General features: G+C 64.8%; 26 protein-coding genes. 12 read left to right on the top strand and 14 right to left on the bottom strand.

Annotated features, from left to right (window positions below):
• Positions 1-189: 189 nt before the first annotated feature.
• The 7 genes from BMZ97_RS26650 to BMZ97_RS26680 form a co-directional block, all read right to left on the bottom strand.
• Complete coding sequence (locus BMZ97_RS26650; protein ID WP_092177107.1) at positions 190-1092, bottom strand: polysaccharide deacetylase family protein; 903 nt, start codon at positions 1090-1092, stop codon at positions 190-192.
• Position 1093: 1 nt separating this feature from the next.
• Positions 1094-2632, bottom strand: a complete 1539-nt coding sequence (locus BMZ97_RS26655) for an amidohydrolase family protein (RefSeq protein WP_092177110.1) — start codon at positions 2630-2632, stop codon at positions 1094-1096.
• The gene (locus tag BMZ97_RS26660) at positions 2629-3387 is read right to left on the bottom strand and encodes a maleate cis-trans isomerase family protein (protein WP_092177113.1); all 759 of its coding nucleotides are present in this window, start codon (positions 3385-3387) and stop codon (positions 2629-2631) included. The genes BMZ97_RS26655 and BMZ97_RS26660 overlap by 4 nt, the downstream gene beginning before the upstream one ends.
• Entirely contained in the window at positions 3387-4499 is a 1113-nt protein-coding gene (locus BMZ97_RS26665) for an ABC transporter ATP-binding protein (RefSeq protein WP_092177204.1), read from the bottom strand. The genes BMZ97_RS26660 and BMZ97_RS26665 overlap by 1 nt, the downstream gene beginning before the upstream one ends.
• A gap of 20 nt (positions 4500-4519) precedes the next feature.
• Positions 4520-5602, bottom strand: a complete 1083-nt coding sequence (locus tag BMZ97_RS26670) for an extracellular solute-binding protein (RefSeq protein ID WP_175525757.1) — start codon at positions 5600-5602, stop codon at positions 4520-4522.
• Between the two features lie 91 nt (positions 5603-5693).
• Positions 5694-6497, bottom strand: a complete 804-nt coding sequence (locus BMZ97_RS26675) for an ABC transporter permease (RefSeq protein WP_092177124.1) — start codon at positions 6495-6497, stop codon at positions 5694-5696.
• Positions 6497-7396: an ABC transporter permease gene (locus BMZ97_RS26680; protein ID WP_092177127.1), complete on the bottom strand. Its 900-nt coding sequence runs from the start codon at positions 7394-7396 to the stop codon at positions 6497-6499. The genes BMZ97_RS26675 and BMZ97_RS26680 overlap by 1 nt, the downstream gene beginning before the upstream one ends.
• Before the next feature lie 253 nt (positions 7397-7649).
• On the opposite strand from BMZ97_RS26680, the gene BMZ97_RS26685 reads away from it, so the two are divergent.
• Together BMZ97_RS26685 and BMZ97_RS26690 are read left to right on the top strand one after the other, a co-directional pair.
• Positions 7650-8363: a GntR family transcriptional regulator gene (locus BMZ97_RS26685; RefSeq protein WP_092177130.1), complete on the top strand. Its 714-nt coding sequence runs from the start codon at positions 7650-7652 to the stop codon at positions 8361-8363.
• Positions 8364-8766: 403 nt separating this feature from the next.
• Positions 8767-9804 (top strand): Cj0069 family protein, encoded by a 1038-nt coding sequence (locus BMZ97_RS26690; protein ID WP_092177133.1) that lies wholly within the window; start codon positions 8767-8769, stop codon positions 9802-9804.
• 50 nt (positions 9805-9854) lie between these two features.
• Here the strand turns inward: BMZ97_RS26690 and BMZ97_RS26695 are convergent, their stop codons facing one another.
• The 3 genes from BMZ97_RS26695 to BMZ97_RS26705 all read right to left on the bottom strand — a co-directional run bounded on the left by BMZ97_RS26695 (position 9855) and on the right by BMZ97_RS26705 (position 12186).
• A complete protein-coding gene (locus BMZ97_RS26695) occupies positions 9855-10328 on the bottom strand; it encodes a VOC family protein (RefSeq protein ID WP_092177136.1) in 474 nt (157 codons plus the stop codon).
• A gap of 119 nt (positions 10329-10447) precedes the next feature.
• Positions 10448-11659, bottom strand: a complete 1212-nt coding sequence (locus BMZ97_RS26700) for an MFS transporter (protein WP_092177139.1) — start codon at positions 11657-11659, stop codon at positions 10448-10450.
• Positions 11660-11742: 83 nt separating this feature from the next.
• A complete protein-coding gene (locus BMZ97_RS26705; protein WP_092177142.1) occupies positions 11743-12186 on the bottom strand; it encodes a VOC family protein in 444 nt (147 codons plus the stop codon).
• A gap of 162 nt (positions 12187-12348) precedes the next feature.
• On the opposite strand from BMZ97_RS26705, the gene BMZ97_RS26710 reads away from it, so the two are divergent.
• Positions 12349-12792, top strand: a complete 444-nt coding sequence (locus BMZ97_RS26710) for a MarR family winged helix-turn-helix transcriptional regulator (protein WP_092177207.1) — start codon at positions 12349-12351, stop codon at positions 12790-12792.
• Positions 12793-13425: 633 nt separating this feature from the next.
• Here BMZ97_RS26710 and BMZ97_RS26715 read toward each other — a convergent pair.
• Positions 13426-14070, bottom strand: coding sequence for a TetR/AcrR family transcriptional regulator (locus BMZ97_RS26715; protein WP_092177145.1), 645 nt, complete (start codon positions 14068-14070; stop codon positions 13426-13428).
• Between the two features lie 133 nt (positions 14071-14203).
• Between BMZ97_RS26715 and BMZ97_RS26720 the strand changes: the two genes are divergently transcribed.
• Positions 14204-15082, top strand: coding sequence for an SDR family oxidoreductase (locus BMZ97_RS26720; RefSeq protein WP_092177210.1), 879 nt, complete (start codon positions 14204-14206; stop codon positions 15080-15082).
• 13 nt (positions 15083-15095) lie between these two features.
• Positions 15096-15521 (top strand): organic hydroperoxide resistance protein, encoded by a 426-nt coding sequence (locus BMZ97_RS26725; protein ID WP_092177148.1) that lies wholly within the window; start codon positions 15096-15098, stop codon positions 15519-15521.
• Here BMZ97_RS26725 and BMZ97_RS31410 read toward each other — a convergent pair.
• The gene (locus BMZ97_RS31410; protein ID WP_175525758.1) at positions 15508-15672 is read right to left on the bottom strand and encodes a hypothetical protein; all 165 of its coding nucleotides are present in this window, start codon (positions 15670-15672) and stop codon (positions 15508-15510) included. The two genes, BMZ97_RS26725 and BMZ97_RS31410, sit on opposite strands and share 14 nt — an antisense overlap.
• Positions 15673-16197: 525 nt before the next feature.
• Here BMZ97_RS31410 and BMZ97_RS26730 point away from each other — a divergent pair.
• The 6 genes from BMZ97_RS26730 (at position 16198) to BMZ97_RS26755 (ending at position 22442) form a co-directional block, all read left to right on the top strand.
• Positions 16198-16377, top strand: coding sequence for an SANT/Myb-like DNA-binding domain-containing protein (locus BMZ97_RS26730; protein ID WP_092177151.1), 180 nt, complete (start codon positions 16198-16200; stop codon positions 16375-16377).
• A gap of 148 nt (positions 16378-16525) precedes the next feature.
• A complete protein-coding gene (locus tag BMZ97_RS26735) occupies positions 16526-17524 on the top strand; it encodes an asparaginase (RefSeq protein ID WP_092177154.1) in 999 nt (332 codons plus the stop codon).
• Positions 17525-18112: 588 nt separating this feature from the next.
• Positions 18113-19669, top strand: coding sequence for a DUF4153 domain-containing protein (locus BMZ97_RS26740; RefSeq protein ID WP_175525759.1), 1557 nt, complete (start codon positions 18113-18115; stop codon positions 19667-19669).
• Between the two features lie 13 nt (positions 19670-19682).
• Positions 19683-20387, top strand: a complete 705-nt coding sequence (locus BMZ97_RS26745; RefSeq protein ID WP_092177160.1) for a response regulator transcription factor — start codon at positions 19683-19685, stop codon at positions 20385-20387.
• A gap of 71 nt (positions 20388-20458) precedes the next feature.
• A complete protein-coding gene (locus BMZ97_RS26750; RefSeq protein WP_092177212.1) occupies positions 20459-22006 on the top strand; it encodes a sensor histidine kinase in 1548 nt (515 codons plus the stop codon).
• Entirely contained in the window at positions 21999-22442 is a 444-nt protein-coding gene (locus tag BMZ97_RS26755) for a ribosomal maturation YjgA family protein (RefSeq protein ID WP_092177163.1), read from the top strand. Before BMZ97_RS26750 ends, BMZ97_RS26755 begins: the two co-directional genes overlap by 8 nt.
• A gap of 59 nt (positions 22443-22501) precedes the next feature.
• Here BMZ97_RS26755 and BMZ97_RS26760 read toward each other — a convergent pair whose 3' ends face one another.
• Both BMZ97_RS26760 and BMZ97_RS26765 read right to left on the bottom strand, forming a co-directional pair.
• A complete protein-coding gene (locus BMZ97_RS26760; protein WP_092177214.1) occupies positions 22502-23263 on the bottom strand; it encodes an HAD family hydrolase in 762 nt (253 codons plus the stop codon).
• A 186-nt stretch (positions 23264-23449) separates the two neighbouring features.
• Positions 23450-24055 (bottom strand): Lrp/AsnC family transcriptional regulator, encoded by a 606-nt coding sequence (locus BMZ97_RS26765; RefSeq protein WP_244546610.1) that lies wholly within the window; start codon positions 24053-24055, stop codon positions 23450-23452.
• Here BMZ97_RS26765 and BMZ97_RS26770 point away from each other — a divergent pair.
• Positions 24054-24400 (top strand): PLP-dependent transferase (locus BMZ97_RS26770; protein ID WP_139221345.1); only part of this gene is annotated, 347 nt, incomplete at its 3' end. The genes BMZ97_RS26765 and BMZ97_RS26770 overlap by 2 nt on opposite strands.

Raw genomic sequence — 24400 nt, forward strand, 5'->3', positions numbered from 1 at the left:
CTTCGAAAAAACCAGGACGCTTCGACTGTTTCAGCCATGGCCATGCCAGCATGCCGCCGCACCGGCCGGGGCGCAAATCCCGGCTTTCCCAGAGGCGCGGTTCCTGGCCCTTTGCCGATGTCAGGAGGGTTCGCTTTCGGGCGGTGGCGTTACATGATCGGCCCCAGCCGGAGCCGGCGCGCAGCTGATTTAATCAAACCCGGCAGCGGCTTTGCCTGCTGATTGGGCCAGTTCTCCGACCCAGGACGCGATATCGCCGGGGCGGGTCAACCAGATCCTATCGATGCTGGAAGCAATGTGCTCCAGCGCGCGCGTCAAGGCGCGCAGGCGGAAAGGCTGCCCGGAAATGAATGAGTGGACCACGACGCTCATCACCAGCGGCTGGTCGCGCGAGGCTTCGAGCATTTCGTCGAACTCGTCGATGATCATTTCGGCGAATTCGCGCGCGCTCGCCTGCCGCCCGATGATGGTCGAGCTGTCGTTGAGCTCCAGCGCATAGGGCATCGCCATCAGCCTGCCGCTCTCGGTGTTGAGCCAGACGGGCTGATCGTCCATTCGGAAATCCGCGACGTATTGAAAGCCTTGCGCCGCCAGCAGGTCCAGCGTCGCCGGGCTGTGCGCCAGCCATGGGCTCGACCAGCCCTTGGGCGGCTGCCCTTCCTCCGCGGCGATGCGCTCATAGACCGCGCGGAGATAGGTCGCCTCCTCCTGCGGGTTCATTGTCGCGAGGCTATGCGAGTTGCTCAGGCCATGGGCGACGAACTCGGCGCCGGCCTCCCGGGCGGCCGCGATGACGGCCGGCGCGTGATCGTAGATGGCGGTGTTCAGCAGCACGGCCGGCTTGATGCCAAGCGTCTTGAAGCGGTCGAACAGCCGGAACGCGCCGACGCGATTGCCGTAGTCGCGCCAGGAGGTGTTGACGAGATCGGGCTTGGAGGCGCCGGGCAGCAGGTCCTCGGTCAATCCCTCGCCGAAGGCGTACTCCTCGACGCCGACAGCGACATAGACGGCCAACCCGGCGCCATTGGGCCAGCGATAGGTCGGCCGCTCCTTGATCGCGGAATAACCGTAGCGTCCATGGGTCGCGAGCATCTCAGATGTCCTGGTGGTGGCGTTCGGCATCGCCGAGCCAGCGGTTCATGCCGATGTCGCGGGCGCAGGCCCTGGCATACATGGCGCGGTAATGCGGCAGCCAGCGCTCGGCGGCCTGCGCCGCCTGTTCGAGGGCAGGCGCGCGCCTCGAGAACAGCTCGCGGGCTTCGGCGCGCAAGGCCGCCTCGTCCATGGTCGCGAGCCGGCCCTGCTCGTAGACGACTTCGCCCGCGACCATGGTCAGGCGAACGGAACCGCCGTTCTCGCAATAGACGAGTTGCCGGCGCAGGTCGTTCAGCGGCGTGAAGGGCAGCGCATCGAGATCGAGCATGACAAGGTCGGCGAGCCTACCGGGCGCCAGGACGCCCAGTTCGTCCTGCAACCCCATCGCGCGGGCGCCGCCCTTGAACAGGCAGTCGAGGATCTCGCCGGCGCGCGGCCAGCTCTCATAGTCGGGACTGGAGATGTTGTGGATCAGCCCTGCCATCTTGGCGACGGCCCAGATGTTGACGGCGTCGTCGGCGATGGCTTCGTCAGTGCCGAGGCAGATCGGGATACCGCGATCGCGGATCCGCCGGAACGGCATCACGCCGCTGCCGAGCCGCAGGTTGCTGATCGGATTGTGCGCGATGACCGCCCCGGCTCCGGCAATCAGGTCGAGATCGGCGTCGTCGACCCAGATGGCGTGGATGATGTTGAGCCGCTCCGAGAGAATGCCGAGATCGGCGGCATAGCCGACCAGCGAGCGCCCATGCAGGCGCGGCTGCTCCTGGCTCAGCACGCGCTGGAGCTTGGTCTCCAGCATATGCGCGTAGAATGGCAGGCCATGGCTTCGGCTCAGATCGCCCAGCGCCTGCGCATAGTTGGCCGAGACCCGTTGCGGCGCCGAGCATGACACCGCCGCGCGAAGGCGGCCGTCACAAGCGCCATGCCAGCGCGAGATCAGATGGCGATACATCGCCAGCAAATCCGCGGTGCCGAAAGCACGCGGCTTCTCCAGTTCGGCGCGCAGACCGCCCGGCAGCAAATCCGCCAGGAAGGGCAGCTTGTCCAGTTCGGGCAGATTGGGCTCGTCGAGCGCGACGGTGGCGCGGATGCCGCTGTCGGCATAGGCCTGCATCACGGCGTCGATGATCTCCGCTGTCGGCTCCGGCACGAAGAAGGCATCGTCCTGCACGGCGGTGACGCCGCTCTTCAGCATCTCGGCACAGGCGAGCTGGGTTCGGATGTAGGCCTCGCGCGGTGTCGGCCGCAGCGCTTCCAGTGCCGGGCTCTCATAGAGCATGAAGATTTCGAGCGGCAGGCTGTCGAGCCGACCCTTCATATGGTTCACCGGCGAATGGAAATGCGCGTTGATCAGGCCAGGGAGCAGCAGCTTGCCGCGGCCATCGATGATGCGCACGTCGCGCGGCGCCTGCCGCACCGTATCGGGGCCGATGGCGATGATGCGATCGCCCGCGACCAGCAGATCCGTGGCCGGCGTCATGCCGCTTTCGCAGGCGAGATCGAGGAGGTGAACGTTGCGGAACAGCGTGCTCATTGCGATGGGCTCAGGATGTCGAAGAGCCGCCCCCAGTGCCGGCCCCGGCCGTCCAGCACGCCGGTCAGGTGCAGTGCGTGCCAGACGGCCAGCGTCGTCGAGTCGAGGATCGGGATGCCAAGCTCGCGCTCCAGAGCGTCGACGACATAGGCCGCGGGCATGTTGGTGCACCAGCTCAGGATCGCGTCGGGCCGCGCCGCCGCGACGCCCCGCATCATGGCCGCGATGGCATCGTCGGACATGGCTGCGAAGTCGAGATTATCGGCGATGCCGGCATGGGCTTCCGCCACGACATCCAGACCCTCGGAGCGGAACCGGCCGATCAGCTTGTCCTGGTAGGCCGCGCCATAGGGCGACACCACCGCGATGCGTCGGGCCTGGAAATGGGCCAGAGCCGCTTGCAGGGCGATCGTCGACGTCGTCGCCGGGATCGTGGTCTCGCTCTCGATCCGCCGGCACAGCGCATCATCGACTGGGAAGCCGAGATTGGCGCCCTTGCTGCCGTTCCAGACGATGATGTCGGGCCTGGCATGGGCCAGCAACCTTGCCGCAGCGAGCATGCCATCCCAGTCGTAGTCGTCGGGAAACAGATCCTTGCTGCCGAAGACCGGCGTGCGCGAGAAATGTCCGGAGACCTCGGGAAAATCGCTGAGGATCGCGTTCGTCACCCGCTCGACGACGAGATTGGCGGAGGGCGTGATCATCGCGATGGCCGTGCGGTGGTCGGGGCGCAGCGATGGGGCAGGGGGCGCCATCACGCGGCACCCTCCAGCAGCAGGCGATTGCGGTCGGCAGCCCAGCTCGCCAGCACCTCGCTGCCGGCCGTAATCGGTGCAACCGCATCGTCGGCGACATCGTTCTGGCGCACCGCGATCAGCGGCTCGCCATTGGCGCGGCGCAGATAGAAATGCGTGTTGACGCCGTGATAGACGACCTGCTCGACGATCATCCGGCTCTGGTTGGGTGCGGCATCCTCGCTCTTCGCCGGCGCGATCCGTACCGATTCCGGCCGCACCGCAATCAGGGCCTGCCCTGATGCCGGCGGCGTGCCGTCGAGGGCGAGCGTCGTGCCATCCTGCGCCGTGACGAGATAGCTGCCTGCCTCGCGCCGCGTGACCCGTCCTTCGAAGAAGTTCGACGTCCCGATGAAGCTCGCGACGAAGCGCGTCGCCGGCCGCTCATAGATCTCCTTGGGCGCGCCGATCTGTTCGATGCGGCCATTGTTCATCACCGCAATCCGGTCCGACAGGGTCAACGCCTCGTCCTGGTCATGCGTCACCATCAGCGTGGTGATGCCGAGCCGCTGCTGGAGCTGGCGCATCTCAATCTGCATGCTCTCGCGCAGCTTCTTGTCGAGCGCCCCGAAGGGCTCGTCGAGCAGCAGCACCGAGGGCTCGACGATGAGGGCGCGCGCCAGGCCGACACGCTGCTGCTGCCCGCCGGAAAGCTGGTGCGGCAACCGCTCGGCAAAGGCCGAGAGCTGGACCAGCGCCAGCGTCTCGGCGACACGCCTGGCGATATCGGCAGCCGGCACCTTCCGCATTTCCAGGCCGAAGGCGAGGTTTCGCGCCACGGTCAGATGCGGGAACAGCGCATAGTTCTGGAACAGCATGCCGATATTGCGGCGATGCACCGGCGTCGCCGTGACGGAGCGCCCACCGATCCGGATGTCCCCGGCGGTGGGATCGATCAGCCCAGCGATCATCCGCATGATCGTGGTCTTGCCGCAGCCCGACGGGCCGAGCAGGGACAGGACATGCCCCGGCTCGATCTCGAAGCTCACGCCGCGGACGGCGAGCATGGAGCCGTAGCTCTTCTGAACATCCTCGACGGCGATGTCCGCTGCCTTTGGGCGTGCAGGTGCCATGACGTCAGATGCCATGATCGTCAGGCCGTGAAGATCTGGCTGATCTTCTCGATCCAGTCGGAGCGGACCGAGTTGACATGGGCCCAGTCCGGGCTGAACAGGCCGAGTTCATCCATCTTCGTGTCGGGGTAGGCGAGCAGGCCCGCGATTTCAGGCTTGAACGACAGGCCGCCAATGGCAGGCGCCGCGAGCGCCGCCTCGGCCAGCCCCTGCTGCACGGCAGGGTCGAGCATGCGGTTCATGAAGGCGGCGCCGAGATCGGCTGCGGGCGCGTTCTTGACCAGCACCTGGCAGTTCACGCCGGCAAATGCGCCCTCCTTGGGGAAGCACATCTCGATCGGCGCGCCCTTCACCTTGTAAGGGAAGACGTATTTCGAGTATTCCGGCCCGCCGATCGAGCCTTGGCCCTGCGCAACCAGAAGCGCCGCATCGTCGGTGCTGTAGAGGTTGAGCACATTGGGCTTCAGCTCGGCGAGCTTCGGCCAGGCCGCATCAGTGAGATATTGCGCCTCCTTATAGGGCTTGCCGGTGGCGATCGCCGCTGCCGCGATGATCATGAAGACGCTCGGCGTCGTCTTGGTGCCGACCATCGAGAATTTCCGGGCAAAGCGCGGATTCCACAGATCGGCATAGCTCTCCAGCGGCTTGGTCGCCTGCGGGTTGTAGAACAGGCCGGCCGAGGAGACCGCCAGCGCGACGCCATAGCCGTCATTGTAGATGAAGCGCGGATAGACCTTGCCGAGGTTCGGCATCTTGTCCTTGGGCAGGGCCGCGATCAGGTCCTCGCGCTTGGCGATTTCGACGCCGAGATCGTCGATGAACATCACAGTGAATTTCGGCGCGGCCTTGGCGGCGCGCAGCAGGCCGATCTGGCCGAGCGTCGAGCCCTGCTGGGCATCGACCTTGCAGTCGAACTCCCTCTCGAAGGCCGGCAGCACGTTGCGGCGGATGAACTCGCCCTGCGTGCCGCCCCAGATGCCGATCTGCATGGTCTGGCCGGTGGCCCAGGCGTTGCGGACGAAGAAGCTCGGGGCGGCAAGGCCGGCAGCCGCTGCGGCTCCCGTCTTGAGGATGCTGCGGCGGTTGATCGTGGTCCTGGTCATGGCACGGCTCCTGAAAATCAGCGGCATCTGCCGCGGCGTTGGGAAAGGCGAAGGCGTCGTCGGAAACGAATGGCGTCAGAAACGGATGGCCTCAGAAACTCATGGCCCGGCGCAGCCCGGCGAGGCGTTCGAGCAGCAGCACCATGAAGAGCGAGAAGAAGATCATCAGCGAGGCGATGGCCGCGATGCCGGGGTCGAACATCCGGCTGATCAGCGAGATCATCATCATCGGCAACGGCACATGGCTGGCGTCGAACAGCCACATCGAGACGGCGTAGTTGTCGAAGGAGGTGACGAAGGCGAAGAGCGCGCCGGCGATCAGGCCGGGCATGATCTGCGGCCGCGTCACCCGCCAGAAGGCGGTGAAGCGGTCGGCGCCGAGCGTCCGGGCGGCCTCTTCGAGGCCGGGATCGACCGTGACGAGGCTCGCCGAGACGGTGCGCACGACATAGGGCGTCGTCACCAGCACGTGCCCGATGACGAGGTTGAGATAGGCGTCCTGCGAGCCGAGCGAGGAGAACAGGCGCAGCAGCGCGATGCCGGTCACCAGCGTCGGGAAGATCAGCGGCGAGAGCACGAGACCCTGGACGATGGCCTTGCCGGGAAAAGACAGCCGCACCAGCCCGATGGCGGTGGGCGTGCCGAGCAGCATCGCCCCGATCGCCGCCGAGGCGCTGAGCATCACGCTGAAGCGGAAGGACGAGCTGAAATCGGGCTCATCCAGCACCTTGGCGTACCAGCCGAGCGTGAAGCCCCGGGGCGGGAAGGTGACGAAGGGCGTGTCCGACACCGACAGCACGATCGGCAGGATCAGCGGTAGCATCAGGAAGACCATGATGACCGCAGTCAGCGCATAGATCAGCGGCGCAGCGCGCCCGAGGCCGGTCTCCGACATCACGCGGCCTCCGTCGCACGGGTGCGGGTCTTGCGCTCGATCAGCGCCATGTAGGCGAGGTTGATCGTCATCGCGATCACGACCATCACCGTCGCGATCGCCGCCCCGAACGGCCAGTCGAACACGGTCAGGATCTGCTCCTCGACCAGCGTGCCCAGCATCTTGGTGAAGCTGCCGCCCAGCAGCGAGGGCAGGATGAAGGAGCTCGCGGTCAAGGAGAAGACGAGCGTGCAGCCGGCCCCGAGTCCCGGCAGGCTGAGCGGCAGCGTCACCCGGCGAAAAACGGCGAGGCTGTCGCCGCCGAGCGTGCGCGCGGCATCCTCTACGGCCGGATCGATGCGTCCGATCGCGGCCGTCAGGGGCAGCACCATCATCGGCAGGAAGACCTGGACGGAGCCGATGACCACGGCCCAGTCGCTGTAGAGCAATTCGACCGGCCCCAGGCCGAGGAAGGACAAAGCCCAGTTCAGGACGCCGTTGGGGCCGTTGGCCAGGATGATCCGCCAGCCATAGGCGCGCACCACCACATTGACGAGCAAGGGCGCGATCACCAGCACCGTGATCAGGCGGCCGAGCCAGACCGGGCCGCGCGCGATCACCAGCGCCAGCGGATAGGCCAGCAGCGTCGCGCTGATGGTGGTGAACAGGCTGATCCGCAGCGTCGTCAGCATCACGCCGCGATAGAGATCGACCGTGGCGAGGCGGATGTAATTCGCCAGCGTCGGCAGGGTCGTCAGGCTGCCGTCGGGCAGCTGCTTCAGGAAGCTGTAGCGCACCATCAGCCCGACGGGGATGACGAAGACGAGCACGAAGAAGAGGACGACCGGGCCCAGCAGCATCAGCCCAGGCAGCAGCGTCGAGCTCCGCTTGCCGGCAGCTCCGGCGCGCGCTTGCATCATCGCTGGCGCTATCGGCTCTGAGGGCGTGCTGAGCGTCACCGGCCACCTCGACTGAACAGATGCCGACGGCCGTGCCGTCGCTGTGTGTCGATAATTACGACTATGATTGTCGACAAAACAAGCTAGTATACGCACCAATTAATTGCATCATGAGATACAAAAATAGGCAGATAGATCGACAGGTGCGCTTTTCAGGGTTAGACAAGCGTGATTCATTTGCAGCGCTCGATCGCTGAAAACGCTCTGGACACCGATGGCCGAACGCGAGGACGACAGGGACGAGGCCGGAGACGACCTCGTCTACGACAAGATCCATGCCGCAATCGGCGCGCAGGAACTGCCGCCGGGCACGCGCCTGCGCGAGGACGAGATGCGCCAGATCTTCGGCGTGAGCCGGGCGCGCATCCGCAAGGTGTTCTCGCGGCTCGCCCATGCCGGTCTGGTCACGATCGAGCCGAACAAGGGCGCCTCGGTGTTCCAGCCGACGCCGCGGGAGGCGCGCGAGATCTTCGCGGCCCGGCGCGGCATCGAGGCCACCATCGTGCGGCTGCTCGCCGGCAAGCTCGCGAGGCAGGATGTCGCCACCCTCAAACGCCATATCGCCCTGGAGGTCGAGGCCGAGGCGAGCCGGAACTGGAACGAGATGGTTCGGCTGTCGGGCGAATTCCATCTGCTGATGGCCGAGATCGCCGGAAACGCGATCCTGCTACGCTTTCTGCGCGAGCTGATCACACGCGAGGCCCTGGTGATCCTCGTCTACGAACGGCCGGGACAGCCCAGTTGCTCGCATCACGAGCACAGTCTCATCCTGGAAGCGCTGTCTTCAACGAATACCGAGAAGGCCGTGGCGCTGATGGACGAGCATCTCGGCAATGTCGAGGATCGCCTCGATCTTGATCGCGATACACGCAAGGTGGTCGATCTCGGGAAACTCTTCGCTCCGGGCAAGAGCATTCCTCGAACGTGAATCACGCGGACGGAGGCGACAGACAGCGTCTGCGCGGCCGAAGTTCATCAGCGCGAGGCCGTCGCTGAAAACGTCCGCTTTCCGGCAAGGACTGAACGTCCGCTGTTGGCGCCAGGCTGCCTCGATGTGTCCAGCCGCAGCTAACGGCCGGGCTGGCCCGAAGGCCGACATCCTCCTTTAAAGAAGGCCTTTGCAGGCAGTTCCTGGATTTGCTGCAAGGACGTTCAGGCCGCCTGTTTCCCTCTGACGCTGAAGCTTGATCGCGCGGCGTGTCGGATCTATCTATCGAGCGTCGGGGCGTCGCAGGCTCCCGGCGCCTCAAGACGGTTCCCCGTCCAAGTCCTGCTCGCGGTTGGCGTGTTCGCGCGTGACCGGAGCACGATTGAATGGGAGCCGTTTTTTCATGTCCGAATCCAGAACTCACCTTGGCCGCGTCGCCCTTCTGTGGCGGGGTGATGAAGCGGAACGCCGCAGCGCCACGCTGGCGACCAGCCGGTTCAAGGCCGTATTCGCGGCGCTCGCCGATGTCGGCGTCAACGCAGAACCCGTCGTCTACGAGGACGAATGTCTGGACGCCGTTCGCGCAGAGCTCGCCAGGTTCGATGGCGTGCTCGTCTGGGTCAATCCGATCCATGAGGGGCGAAACCGCTCAAATCTCGACGAGTTGCTGCGCGAGGTCGCAGCGCGTGGCGTCTGCGTGAGCGCTCATCCCGATGTCATCCTCAAAATGGGCGTCAAGGAGGTTCTCTATCGAACCCGGATGATGAGCTGGGGCGGCGATACGGCGCTATATCGAACGGCCGAGGCGATGCGCGCCGAATTTCCGGCGCGGCTTGCCGCTGGACCGCGCGTGATCAAGCGCAATCGCGGCAATGGCGGCCAGGGCGTCTGGAAGGTTGAGATGCTGGCAAGTCCCGCCGATCGGCCGATGGCGCGCGTGCTGGACGCCACCAAGGATGTGCCGGAGGAGCTGGCGCTGGATGCGTTTCTGGAACGCTGCGTCGCGTATTTCGAAGACGGCTGTGTGATCGATCAGGTTTTCCAGGCACGTCTGAGCGAAGGCGTGGTGCGTTGTTATATGGCGGGCGATCGCTGCGCGGGCTTCGGGCATCAGAAGGTCAAGGCTTTGGTGGAGGCGCCAGCGGCGCGTGCGCAGGCCGGACCGCGGCTCTACACATCCAATGCCGAGCCGCGCTTTCAGCGTCTGCGCCGGTTGATGGAAGACGAGTGGACGCCACAGCTCACCGCTTTGCTGGGCATCCAGCAGTGCGACCTGCCGATGATCTGGGACGCAGACTTCATGCTCGGCCCGCCCGGGGACGACGGCGCCGATGCTTACGTGCTTGGCGAGATCAACGTCAGTTCGGTGTTCCCGATCCCCGACGAGGCGCCTGCCGAGATCGCCCGCCGAGTGGCCGATCGGCTACGATCGAAGCTCTGAATGGGAAAGGCCGGCGATTGCGACCGCTGGCCAGGTGGCGCGACGATGCCTCAGCCGCGCCGCGCCGCCTCGATCGCGGCGACATCGATTTTCCCCATGGTCATCATGGCATCAAACGCGCGCTTTGCCTCATTGCCGCCTGCCGCCAGGGCGTCAATCAGGACGCGCGGCGTGATCTGCCAGGAAATACCCCATCTGTCCTTGCACCAGCTGCAGGCGCTCTCCTGACCGCCATTGCCGACGATGGCATTCCAGTAGCGGTCGGTCTCCGCCTGATCGTCGGTGGCGATCTGGAACGAGAAGGCTTCGTTGTGCTTGAACGCGGGCCCGCCATTGAGGCCCAGACACGCGACGCCGGCAACCGTGAATTCGACCGTCAGCACGTCGCCCGCCTTGCCGGATGGGTAGTCGCTGGGGGCACGATGGACGGCGCTCACAGCGCTGTCGGGAAAGGTCTCTGCGTAAAACCGGGCAGCAGCCTCGGCGTCCCTATCGAACCAGAGACAGATCGTGTTCTTTGCCATGACGCGTCCTTTCGCTGTGAAGCCGAGTTCCGGCCTTATGTCCCCAGCCGCCGTCTTCTCAAGTCAGGTCGCCAGGCGCATTTCTCCACCCAAGCGCCCGTCTTGCCCGGGCAGCGCCTTTACGCCGTGGCGAGTTGCAGCGGAGGTTTTGCTGGGAACGGCCTGAAGGTCGCCAGCACCAGCGTTGCCGCCAGACCTAAGCCCCAGGACGCGACGTAGAGCGGCGCATAGCTCCCGAAATTGTCGTAGATCAGGCCGCCGAGCACTGGTCCCGTCGACATGCCGAGGCTGCCGGCCATCGCGGTTCCACCGATGATCGTGCCCATCATCCTCTGCGGGAAATTCTCGCGGATGATCACGGCGTAGAGCGGCATCGTGCCGGCGTAGATGAAGCCGACCAGGACGGCCACCGCATAGAAGCTGCCGAGCTGGCCTGCGAAGGCATAGGCGAGCACGCCGAAGGCCTGCGCCAGCAGCCCGGCGACAAGGACGCGTTGCGCGCCGAGCCGGTCCCCCGCAAGGCCGAAGCCGATGCGGCCGAACATGCCGGCCAGGCCCTCGACGCTATAGATCGAGACGGCCGCGACCATCGGGATGCCGCAGGTCACGGCATAGGCCACTGTGTGGAAGATCGGCCCGGAATGTGTGGCGCAGCAGAAGAAATTCGCCAGCATCAGGGTGATGAATTGCGGCGAGCGCACCGCTTGGCCAACCGTCATGCCAGGCTCTGCCGTGTCACTTGAGGCGTGGCCCGGCTCATCGGCCTGCAGCGGCGGCCGGCGCACCAGCAGCGCGGCCGGGATCATCAGCGCAGCCGCGATGCCGGCGATGATCAGCATGGCGCCACGCCAGTTGTGGATCGTAACCAGCCAGGCCGCGAGCGGGGCCATGGTCATCGGGGCCATGCCCATGCCCGCGGAAACCAGCGAGACCGCCAGGCCGCGCTGCGTATCGAACCAGCCGGTGACGCAGGCCATCATCGGCGCGAAGACGGCAGCCGTCGCTGCCCCGACCAGCAGGCCGAACAGCAGCTGGAATTCGATGAGCGAATCCGCCCGGCTGGCGAGGGCAAGGCTCGACGCCAGCACGACCGATCCGGTCAGGACCACGGGGCGCGGCCCGAACCTGTCGGAAAGGCCTCCCCAGACCATGCTGGCGGCCGCCATGGCGAGAAAGCCGATCGTCATGGCGGTGGAAATGCCGGTCACCGACCAGCCTGTGTCCTGCGCCATCGGCCGCAGGAAGACCGGCAGCGAGAACATGGCCCCGACCGCCGCGCAGCCGAGCAATCCACCGGCGGCGACGATGACCCAGCGATAGGGACGGTCCATGCTGATCTCCTGACTAGAGCAATAACGGCTCGGCCCTGGCGGCAAGCACCGGCCCTGGCATCGAGCCGCGCCTGCCGCACGCGTCAGCCCTGCGGCTTCCAATCGGCGGAGGGAATGGTGTTGACCATCCAGGGGATGCCGAACTTGTCGATCAGCGAGCCGAAGCCCGGTGACCAGAAGGTCTCGCCGAAAGGCATCACCGCCTTGCCGCCTGCCGAGAGCTGCTCGAACCAGCGCTGGCCTTGCGCCTTGTCCGTGCTGTGCAGGGTGACGTCGAAGCCGTTCTTCGGCTTTTCGATATTGGGCGCCCAGGCGGCATCCATATCCGCACCCATCAGCGCCTGATCACCAACCTCCAGCCAGCAATGCATCAGCCAGCTCTTATATTTCTCGTCGGTGATCGGCATGCCCGGAGGCGCGTCGCCATAGGGAAATGCAGCGGTGATCTTACCGCCGAGAACCGTCGCGTAGAACTCGAAGGCCTCGCGGCATTGTCCCTGAAAGCTCAAGCTGGTCACGATCTTCATGGTCTTCTCCCTGTTCGATCCAAGCCCCTGTGCGATCCAAGTTCTTGTTCGATCGACCCCCCGTTCGATCCAGGCGTCGCTGCGGATCGGCACGGCATCGATCGATGCTCGCTTTATTTAGTTGATATCAACCTATATAGTGCCCCGATGTCAACCCGCCTGATGCAGCCTGAAACCGAACCCTCTTTTGAGACGACGCTCCTGGTGCGCGATGCCTGCCTGTGCCTTCACGCACAACGGGCGGCCCGCGCGCTGGCACGGCGCTTCGATCTGGCGCTGAAGCCTGTCGGCATCAGCAGCGGCCAATTCTCGCTCCTGATGTCGCTGAACCGTCCCAAGTCACCAAGCCTCGGCAGTGTCGCCAGCTTGCTGGCGATGGACCGGACGACGCTGACCGCAAACCTCAAGCCGCTGGAGCGCCGCGAGCTCGTCGAGACCAGCCATGACGGAGCGGACCGGCGGGTCCGCCTCTTGTCTCTGACAGCGGCCGGCAGAGCCGTGCTGACTGAGGCCGTGCCGATCTGGAAGCAGCTCCATGCGGCGATCGAAGCCGAATTGTCAGACTCAGGCCGTCTGCGTTCCGATCTGGTTCTGCTATCCCGATGAGCGAATGTGCGCTGACCGGCGATGAGCCGGCGTCAGCTTATGGCACAATCCTGGCATCTGGAATGTCTGCTTCCGGGCGATGCGATTTAGAGTGAGGCGCGAAGCTGCGCCCGCTCGGCAGCCAGGGCTTTCGCCTCGTCGCCGTTTGGCCACAGCACGGCTTGCAGCTTGAGCTCCATCCAGTCGGCCAGCATATCCGGGACGGGGAGTTTCCCTCACAGGACACGCAAGCCTCGGCGGGCTGTATCGTCTGCTCGCTGTTCGAGGGCCTGGTCGGTCCGCTCGCACTCGACGGTCGTCGGACAGATGTCGAAAGCGAGACCCATGCGAAATCCATCGTGGCATTCTGTCTTCGTGGAGCCGGCCATACCGGGGCTAAGCCGAGGTCGTGATGGGCGAAAAGCCGGGGCGACGGCCGTCCCGCCGCGATCCTGCCCGCTTGACCCGCTTGCTGACAGGAATGCGCGGACGGCAGCCATCGGAGCCGTGATCATCTGCCGCCCGACGGGTCGAGCCTACAGCCTCGGCTTTCCCGAAAACCGGATTCCACTTTCGGGTCGACGCTCCAAATCGACAGCGAGTGCTTCCGGCAAGAGGCCAGCCGATCGGGTTCGAAAACGCAGTTGGATCAGGTCACGCGACCATCGACGAGGCCAATGGCAGGCCCATCGACCCGCCTTCGAGCAGCGATCTGGCCGCATCGCGGTTTGCCTCTGCCACGGCTGGGTCGCGCGTCGATTGTGCGATCACGATAGAGCCCTGGATGAGGGACAGGATCTGGAGCGCGGCCTGTTCGGGCCTGTTCAATGCCAAAGGCTTGACCAGCGACGCCACGAATTCATGCAAGTCCTTGAAATAAGCGGCGATGATCGCCTGCACGTCGGGAGAGTTCGCTTCCGGTCCGAACTCGGCCAGCCCCTTCACGAACGGACAGCCGCGGAAGGAGGGTGCTCGAAACGACTCGTCCAGCGCGTCGAAGATGGCCAGGACGCGCTCCAGCGGCGACAGGCCGGCTTTTTCGCTCGCGGTTGCCAACATCTGGAACCAGACGGCGCTGTTGTGACGCAGATAGGTGGCGATCAGGTCGGCCTTCGACGGGAAGTGCTTGTAGAACGTCATCTTGGCCACGCCGCTTTCGGCGATGATGCGGTCCACTCCGACGGTGTGGATGCTGAACCGATAAAACAGGTCTGACGCCGTCTTCAGTATCCGGTCTCGCGGGGAGAGCGCGTGAAGTGGCTGCGCCTCCAGATTCCCGAACTCCAGCACGTCCTGCATTTCATCTCTCATCTGACCCAAACGGCCCGCAAACACATAGACAGACTAATCTGTCTATTTTTTGATTGCAATGGACAGACAAGTCTGTCTAGTTTGCGGAGATGCCCCTCAGATCGATATGAAAGGACCTATGATGGACAAGAAAATTGTCGTCGTGACCGGCGCGAGCAGTGGCTTCGGAAGGCTGACCGTGTTGGAGCTCGCGAGACGGGGACACACCGTGATCGCGACCATGCGCGATATCGACGGGCGGAATAGTCAGGTCCGAAGCGAGTTGATCGAAACCGCGAAAGCGGAAGGCAAGGCGCTGCAGGTTCTCGAAATGGATGTCGCCGACGAGGCATCGGTCAATTCGGCGATCGACCATGTCGTCAAGCAACATAGAAAGATCGATGCATTGATCAACAATGCCGGAACGATGTTCGTCGGGGTCACGGAAGCCTACACCATTGCCGATATCGAACGGCAATTCGCGGTCAACTTCTTTGGCGCCGTGCGAGCCGACCGCGCCGTCCTGCCGCATATGCGCGCCGCCGGCAGCGGGCTTCTCGTCCATGTCACGTCGTTGATGGGCCGACTGATCTTCCCCTTCTTCGGTGTCTATTCCGCAAGCAAGTTTGCGCTCGAGGCGCTCGCCGAGTCCTATCGCTACGAACTGTCGAGCTTCGGGATCGATTCCGTGATCGTCGAACCGGGGCCGTTCCCCAGCAACCTGCTGCCGTCCAGTCCGGAGCCGTCAGATAAGGGCGTGCTGGCGTCCTATGGAGCGGTCGCGGCGATCCCGGGCCAAATCAAGGAGAACTCCGCCCACTCGCATGATGCTGCCAATCCGCCACGCCCCCAGTTGGTTGCCGATGCCATCGCGCAGTTGGTCGAAGCCACGGGACGGCGCCCGTTGCGGACAGTCGTCATGCCCGAGGGCATGGATCTCGGAGTGGAACGGCTGAACGAGGGCGTCTCCTCTGTTCAAAACGACATGCTCCGCGCACTCGGCATGTCGGGCATGATTTGATCGGAACCAGACCATGGACACACTCTACAGCACCAGGGTCACCGCGATCGGCGGCCGCAGCGGGACGATCCGCAGCGAGGACGGCCTCCTCGATCTTTCGCTGGCGCTGCCCAAGGCGATGGGCGGCAAGGGCGGCGCGACCAATCCAGAGCAGCTGTTTGCAGCCGGCTATGCCGCCTGCTTTGAAAATGCGGTGATCCACGTCACCCGCAACAAGGCGGCCAAGGTGAAGGATGACGACATCGTCGTGATCGCAGAGGTCGCCCTGCTGCCCAATGGCAGCGGCGGGTTCGTGCTTTCGGTGGCGCTCGATGTCGCAATTACCGGGCTCGACCAGGCGACCGCCGAGGAGATCGTGCAGGCGGCGCATGCGACGTGCCCCTATTCGAACGCCGTGAAGGGGAACATCGACGTGGCCATCACTGTCACGACGAATTGAGCTCGGTGCGGGGCGCGGATATGACGGCAAAGAGCAACAACCCTTTGCGCTTTGATCGCCAGATCTGCGTCACGCTCCATACCGTGTCGAACTTCTGCCAGTGATCGAGGCTGCCATGCGCGCTGATCGCGAAGTCCTTGAGTTGGGTCATCGATGCGCTCCAGCAAGAGCCCGCGGGAGATCGCGCGGGTTTATTCCGTGAAGCTAGAAGCGCGATCGCATCCGACGAACCTGTTCGATGCTTTGTTTCCGGCCACAGCGTCTTAACGCAGTCGCAGCCCTGAGAACGAGAGCGGGCAAGAGTTCCCGGCGCAGCTGGCCATTGATGCCTTCTTGGATCAGGTGGCGAGGGGTTGCGGAGCGAGCGGTTGACGGGGCGCATGGCAACCAGGCCCAGCGCAGGATACGCTGCCAATGTCCGCTTCCTGGCAGATGCCAGCGGCAGCTCTTGTGAAGGGCTCACTGAGCGCTCGGATGGGCTCGGCACGTATCCATACCTGCGGCCAAATTCGTCGCCATCGCTAGAGCAATTTCCGATCCGATTGGCTCGTTCACTTGCTCTAGATCTTTGTTTTGACGCGTTTCCCTGGCGCGAACCGGTGTCCACTTCGTTCGAAAACGCTCTAGTATCGATGGCGCGAATGCCGGAGATGGCCCGGCGGAGCAGGAGCAGATCATGACCGAGCGATTTGAACGGCATCGCCAGCCCTGGACCTATGAGGAACTCGAGAAGCTGAAACTGCTCGCCAGGAAAGGCATGGCGCTGAAGGCGATTGCGAAAGCGATGACCCGCAGCGAGGAATCCATCAAGGACCGCGCCAAACTCGATGGCATCGCGATCGCCAAGCTCCGTTAGAGCGTTTCGGGGCGAAGTGGATACCGTTTCGCGCCGGGAAGACGCATTGAAACAAGGGGCAGGAGCAATTGAACGATCCAGACGGATCGGAAATTGCTCTAGACCCAGCGATCGAAGATTCGGCGATCGAGCAGAGTAGGACAAGCGCATGGGCAGGGGGCGGGTCGCGGTTATCGGCACGGGGGGCACGATCGGTGCGGTTGGACGGGATGTCTTCGACCTCCACGACTACGATGCGAATGGCGTCATTCTCGATGCCGGGCAATTGCTGGAAAGCTTGCCCCGCCGGGACGACGACCCCGTCTGTTATGCGGTTCCGTTCAGCGCCGTGCCGAGCACGCGCATCGGCTTTGCGGAATGGCGCGAGCTTGCCCGGCTCTGCGCCAGGCTCGTCGCGGAGGATCCGGAGCTGTCGGGGATCGTCATCACGCATGGCACCTCGACCCTGGAAGAAACGGCGTATTTTCTCAATCTCACCGTCACAGTGCGGATCCCGGTTGTCTTGGTCGGGTCGATGCGCCCGTCGAACGGCCTGTCGAGCGATGGCGCGCTGAACCTGCGAAACGGCATCCGCGTCGCAGCCTGCCCCGACGCTGTCGGTCTCGGCGTGCTCGTCGTCCTGAACGACGAGATCCATTCCGCCAGGGACGTAACGAAATGCTCCAATTCTCGCGTGCAAGCCTTCCAGTCTCCCGTTCATGGCCTTCTGGGGCAGGTGGATTCGGACCGGATCGCGTTTTATCGCCGCCCATTGCGCGCGCACGCGCCCGATACGGAATTTGACATCGAGTCCATCGAGGCCTTGCCGCGCGTCGACATCCTCTATGCCTATGTCGGTGGGGACGATGTGCTGGCCCGTGCCGCGATCGGGGCCGGAGCCAAAGGCATCGTCTCGGCGGGCTTCGCGCCCGGAGCAACCAATCAGGCGGAGAAGGCAGCGCTACGCGAGGCTGCCGCGAACGGCATCATCATCGTCCAATCCTCACGAGCAGGGACCGGGCGTGTCCCCGGGACCAGCGGGCTTGCAACAAGCGGCTTCCTCAGTGCCGATGACCTGACCCCGCAGAAGGCGCGCATCCTGCTGGCGCTCGCACTGACGCGATCGGATGACGTCAACCGGATCGAGGGGATGTTCCGGCGTTACTGATCTGTCCGAAGGGGGGCAGCCCCTGTTTTTCCAAGCGCGCATGACTGCTGTCTGACCGGACGCCACACAGGCGCGCGGCTCGATCGCAAGCGCGGCTCAATCGTCGGGATAAGCCGCCATTCGTTTTGCGGCCGACGCCATGCACCAGCCAGCGATGCGCGGGGGCATGGCAATTAAGCGGATCGATCGGGCTCCGGACGGTTGACGCTCCCGGGGCGAACGCGCGCGCAACGGCCGCTCCGCGCGGCACTGCACGAAATCTGCACAAAAATCCTGAAATCCTGAGCCTTGCTCCGGCCGGCGCTGCAAGCGGCGGGCGCATGACTGCGGCATGGCTGAGATCATCGCTCCTCGCGCTTTCACATCACCCTTGCCGCGCCGGCTGGCCCGGGATGGCTGGTGGCTCCTGGCGCGTGCGCCCTCTGTCGACGCCGCCATTGCCGTTTTTCCCGCTCCGCCGCGCGGCTCCCGCGCGCTGCAACCCGCCCTCAGCGAGACCCCAGACCCATGTCTATCCCAACCTCAAACTCCGTCCCACCCATCCCGCTCTCAAACCCCATCCCGATCCCGGCAGAGCTGACGGCGCGCTTGTCCTCACCTCGGCCAAGGCGCTGGCTGCAGGCCCGGCTCGGGCTCGCGGCAGGCTTCGTGCTCCTGGCCGATGTGCTGTTCTACGGCCATGCGCTTGGCATCTCGCTCGCCTATTTCCTCGCGATGCTGGCGGCAGCCTCGCTTTGGGCGAACCCGATCCGGGCCGGCGGCCGCAGCCGCGCGCTTGCGCTGCTGTTGCTCGGGGCAGGGCTCCTGGCGATCGCCGAGGAAGTCGATCTGCTCTCCTCAGCGCTGGCGATCCTCTCGACAGCGATCTTCGCCGTGATGATCAGCCAGCAGCGGCAGGCCCGCTGGCAGGAGCAGATCCGGGAGGCGAGGCGGATGCTGCTTGCCGGCGCCTTCAGGCTGCTCGGCGATATCGGGCGCGTCAGCCGCCTCTCGGCACTGCGCAGGAGAGCCCCGACCGGCATTGGCTGGGTGACGAGTTGGATCATCCCGCTCGCCTTCCTCAGCGTCTTCGCGACGCTGTTTGCCTCCGCCAATCCGCTCCTGGAAAGCTGGCTGAGCCGGATCGACCTGCGCCTGCTCCTCAACCTGCTCTCGCCATGGCGCATGCTGTTCTGGCTCCTGATCCTGTGCCTGATCTGGCCGATGCTGCATGTCCGAGCGGCCCGCAAGCGCAAGGCACAGGCGTTGGCGGCGCAGGAGGTGGCGGCACCTGCCGCCAAGGCTCTGGCGCCCGATCCCCATGGGCTGTTCGGGGACGCGGCGATCCTGCGTTCGCTTGTGCTGTTCAACGCGCTCTTTGCGGTGCAGACCTGCCTCGATATCGCCTATCTCTGGGGCGGCGTGGCGCTGCCCGACGGCATGAGCTATGCCGCTTACGCCCATCGCGGCGCCTATCCGCTCGTCGTCACCGCGCTGCTGGCGGCCGTGTTCGTCATGATCGCGATGCGCCCGGCCGGCCCGTCCGAGCGCAAGGCCGCGATCCGGCCGCTGGTGCTCGCCTGGGTCGGCCAGAACATCATGCTGATGGTCTCGTCGCTGCTGCGTCTCGACCTCTATGTCGCCGCCTATTCGCTGACCTGGCTGCGTTTGGTCGCCTTCATCTGGATGCTGCTCGTTGCTCTCGGCCTGGTGCTGATCCTCATCCAGATCAGCGGCCGCAAATCGACGAACTGGCTCGTCTCGGCCAATGCCGCCGCACTGGCGCTGACCCTCTACGGCTTCTGCTTCGTCAATACCCCGGCCGTGATCGCGAACTACAATTTCCGCCATTCCCAGGAACTGCGCGGCACAGGCCCGCGTCTCGACGTGTCCTATCTGACATCGCTCGGTCCCCAGGCCATCCCCGCACTCGACCGCTACGCGCCGCGCATCGCAGCCGTTGAGCGTGCCCTCCCAGGCTCATCCTGGAGCAGGCATGTGAGCACCCTCCCGATTACCCGCGACTACAAGGCGAACAAGCATCGCGCAGCACAGGCGGATTGGCGGGGCTGGGGCTTTCGCGCATGGCGCCTGTCGCGATACTTGGCTAACACTCCGACGGCTCCTTTCGGGGTCAAGAATAGCCCGGCCACGCCCGGCCAGTGACAGGCACGCGACAATGGCGCCCCGCATACTCGTGGTCGATGACGACAGCCATATCCGCGAGGTCATCTGTTTCGCGCTCGAAAAGGCCGGCATGGCAACGGTGATTGCGCGCGATGGCGTGCAGGCGCTGGAGAGCTTCAGGCGGCAGCCCGCCGATCTCGTCATCCTCGATATCGGCATGCCGGAAATGGACGGGCTCGAGGTCTGCCGGCAATTGCGCAAATCCTCGGACGCGCCGATCCTATTCTTGTCGGCGCGGGACGAGGAGATCGACCGGGTCCTGGGCCTCGAGATCGGCGGCGACGATTATGTCACCAAGCCGTTCAGCCCGCGCGAGCTGGTGGCCCGCGTCAGCGTGATCCTGAAGCGCACGCGCCCCGGCAGGGCCGTCGCCGCGGCGCCGGCCGAGCCGCTGTCGCGCGGCGCGCTGCAGCTTGACCCGGAAGCCCATCTGGCGAGCTTCGCCGGCAAGGCCCTGGCGCTGACCGGCATCGAGTTTGCGATCCTGAAGGCTTTTGCCGCGCGCCCCCGCCAGGTCTTCAGCCGCGAGCAGATCCTGGAAAGCGCCTATGCCGGCGCCGTCCATGTCGCCGACCGGACGATCGACAGCCATATCCGCAACATCCGCGCCAAGCTCGCGGCCGCGGGCTGCGACAGTGCGATCGACACCGTGCACGGCGTCGGCTTCCGGCTCGGGCGCTGCGAGGCGGGGCCGTGACGACGCCGGCTTCGCCTGCAGCCCGGGTCGCCGCGAAATGGCGCCCCAATCTCAGCCTCATCGTCTTCCTGATGCTGACGGCGGTGCTGGCCCTGCCATTCATCGGGCTGTTCTTCTTCCGCATCTACGAGAATCAGCTGGTTCATCAGACCGAGGCCGAGCTGATCGCGCAAAGCGTGGTCCTGGCCGCCGTGATCCGGCAGGATTTCGAGAGCAACCTGCCCACTGAGGCCGCATTGGGGGCGCAGGCTCCAGCCGAGCCGGCATCCGACGAGCCCTTCAGGCCGATCCTGCCCAGGCTCGACCTGACGCGTGACGGCATGCTTGGCCGCAGGCCTGACGCACAGCCCGCGCCCGAGCCCGCAAGCGCGGCCTTCAAGGCGGCGGGTGAGCGCTTGGCCCCGCTGCTGGCGCAAACCCAGCGCGTCACGCTGGCAGGATTCCGCCTGCTCGATCCGCAAGGGGTGGTGATAGCCGGACGCGAGGAGACCGGCCTGTCGCTGGCCCATGTCGAGGAGGTCGCGACAGCGCTAAGCGGGCGCTTCACCACGACCCTGCGCCAGCGCGTCTCGAAGAATGCGCCGCCGCCGCTCTACTCGCTCAGCCGCGGCACCAGCATCCGCATCTTCGCGGCGACGCCGGTCATCCTGCGCGGCCGCGTCGCCGGCGTTCTCTACGCCTCGCGCACGCCCAGCAACGTCTTTCGCCATCTCTATGAGGAGCGCGGCAAGGTCGTGCTCGCCGGCCTCTCCGTCGCGGCGCTGACCCTGCTGATCGGCCTTGCCTTTCACCGCACCATCACCCGCCCGGTGCATGAATTGATCGCCCGGACGGTCGCGATCGGCCATGGCGACCGCGCCGCCATGCGCCCCTTGCGCAATCACGGCACCGCCGAGTTCGCCAAGCTGTCGCAGAGCTTCCTCGACATGGCTGGCAGCCTGAACAACCGCTCCGACTTCATCGCGACCTTCGCGGCGCATGTCTCGCATGAGCTGAAATCGCCCCTGACCTCGATCGAGGGCGCGGCCGAATTGCTGCGCGACGATATCGCCGGGGAGGGGCGGGCGATGAGCGATGAAGAACGCCGCCGCTTCCTCGGCAACATCATCACCGACACGCATCGCCTGACCGCGATCACCAACCGCCTGCGCGAGCTGGCCCGCGCCGAAAGCACCCCAACCGGGGGCACAACCAGCCTCTCGCCCGCCATCGCCGCTCTCCAGCGGGATGTCCCCGAGCTCGCCATTCAGGCCGAGGGCGATCTCGATGGTTTGATCCGCATCTCCGCCGAGAATCTGCGCATCATCCTGTCTCATCTCGCCGACAACGCACTGCGCCATGGCGCGACCGGGCTCGCCATCGTCGCCGCGGTCGAGCCGGACCGGCTCAACGTCACCGTCCGCGACAATGGCCGCGGCGTCTCCGCGAATAACCGGGCGCGGATCTTCGACAGCTTCTTCACCACGCGCCGTGACAGCGGCGGAACCGGCATGGGGCTTGCCATCGTCCGCGCGATGCTCAACGCGCATGGCGGGTCGATCGAACTTCTCGACGCCGAGGCCGGTGCGGCCTTCAGACTGGCCTTCCAGCGCGCCGCCGAAGGCGAGGTTCATGGCTGAAACGTATCCGTCAGAAACGAGCCCGCGCCCACGCTGGATCACGATCGCCTTCTGCCTTGCGATCATCATCTCGGGCCTGCTGCTGCGGCGTTTCGGCCCCGGTCTCGGCCTGCCCTTCATTGTCGTAAAGTACGGCGGCTCGCTGCTCTGGGGCACGATGGTCTATGCGCTGCTGGCCAGCATCGCCATGCGGCGACCGGCTGCGCAGCTGGCCGCTCTTGCCGCCGCGATCGCGCTCAGTGTCGAGCTGTTTCGCCTCTACCACACGCCCTGGCTCGACACCTTCAGGCTGACGACCCCAGGCGCGCTCTTGCTCGGGCGGGTCTTCTCGCCATGGAATCTGGTGGCCTATGGGTTGGGCATAGGGCTGGGCTGGGGAGCTGACCGTCTCATGGGACGAGCGGGCGCTTCATCCCTCGGGAAGGCGAGCCGTTGACGGCCGAGTGCGGCCCGTTGCTGACGTCGGGAAGGTCTGCTCGCGTGGAGGGGCGAGATCTAAGATTCAAGTAGCTCGGATATCGCCCGAATGATCCTGTCAGGCCGCACGCTACTGCCTTCGGGCAAGCCCTTTCCGAAGCCATCATGCCAGATGGAGAAGATGCCAAGCCTCTGCGGAGCGGCCACTTCCCACTCCAGATTGTCGCCCACCATCCAAGTTTCGTGAGGCTCCACGCCTAAAGCATTCATTGCATGGAGATAAGCGCGCTCATCGGGTTTGCCGAACTCGTGCTCACCTTCGATCTGAATATGATTGAACAGTGGAGCGATCGAAAACCGCTCGATCTTGGCGCGTTGACCTTCGGCTCCGCCATTGGTGACAAGCGCCAGCAGCACGCCGCGTGCCTTCAATATCTCGATCGTTTCGCGCGCGCCTGGAAAGAAATCAGTCAATTGGTCACGATAGGCCGTGAAGCTAGCTGCAAAGCGCTCTGCCAGTTCCTCGGTCATGTGCTCCAAACCGGTGGCGATAAACGCGTCGGCGATCACCTGCCGGCGAGCTTGGGATATTCCGAAGCGGGCTATCTTGTGACGCGCTGAATCCGACCAGAATTCTGCGAGCGCGGCATCCAGCCGTTCGGCCACGTCATCGGGCTGCAATGGTGCCAACTCAGGCTCGAACGCGCGAGCAATATGGCGGAGCACCTCCCGCCTCTGGCCGCAGGCCAAGATCGTGTCGTCGAGATCGAATAGGATTGCACGCGGTAGCGTGATCGCATCGGGATTTTGGTCGGCTGATGTAGAATTCGCGGGGGCCATGGACCCAATCCTAGCCTGATCGAAGTCCAAATGTCAGGTCCGCTTCCGACCCTTTACAGACATCGCCTATTCCGGGAGAGCTTCTACGGTTGTCCCTCCGCGGAGCTAAGGACGTTCGCGCTAGCCGATCGGTCGTCGAAGCTGTCCTCAATCGATAGGCGAGGGCTGTCTCGGAAAGTGCGGCTCCTATCTCTTCGATGTCGAGCCAACCACTTCGCGCATGGCTATGTAGGTGTGATATTCCGAAACATTCGGATCATCATGGAAGACTTCGCGGGCAAAGGCAGCATAGGCCGCCATGCTTTCAACCTGTAGATGCAGGACGAAGTCGGCGCCACCGGTCACGTAGGACGCCTGTTTGACCTCTGGGCGGGACTGAAGCCTGCGCGAAAACTCGCCATACGTTCGCGATCCCCGCTCAATCGACACGAGGACGTGCACTGTGACGGGCACGCCGAGAATTTCTGGACTTACGATCGAGACGTCGGCCGTAATGATCCGCTCGGAACGCAGGCGGCGCAAGCGCCGGAGCACGGCACTTTGAGACAGGCCGACCCGCTCCGCCAGGATGCGCGCCGGGGTCTGATTATTGATCTGCACCTCGCGCAGCAGCGCGTGATCGAAACTATCGAGCTCGACTGTTTTCGTCATTTTATTCTCATAGATCGACCAAATTAGTCGATAGGTAGCTAAAATATGCGAAAATGACCACGCGTTTTTGAGCACGATGATCGTCAGCCTCAGAGCAAGGACCGGATGGGCCGGATTGAGCGGGGCACGGAAAGCGATCATGCCCCAGCGCCTGCTCCATCCCCGCTCTCTCGCCGCGCAGGCCATGGGCAAGATCGACCCGCTGACCAAGGGCGTGGTCACCCCGATCCATATCGCCACGACCTATATCCGTGACGAGGACAACGCCTATTCCTCGGGCTTCGTCTATGGCCGCCCCGACAACGAGACGATCCGCGAGGCCGAGAGCGTGCTCGCCATGCTGGAGGAAGCCAAGGCCGGCGCGCTGCTCTTCGGCTCCGGCATGGCGGCGGCGACCGCCGTCTTCCAGGCACTGTCGCCGGGCGACCATGTCGTCGCCTCCAAGGTGATGTACTGGGCGCTGCGCGCCTGGCTCCTGACCGAAGC

The organism is Allobosea sp. OK403, assembly GCF_900113835.1.
Lineage (GTDB): Bacteria > Pseudomonadota > Alphaproteobacteria > Rhizobiales > Beijerinckiaceae > Allobosea.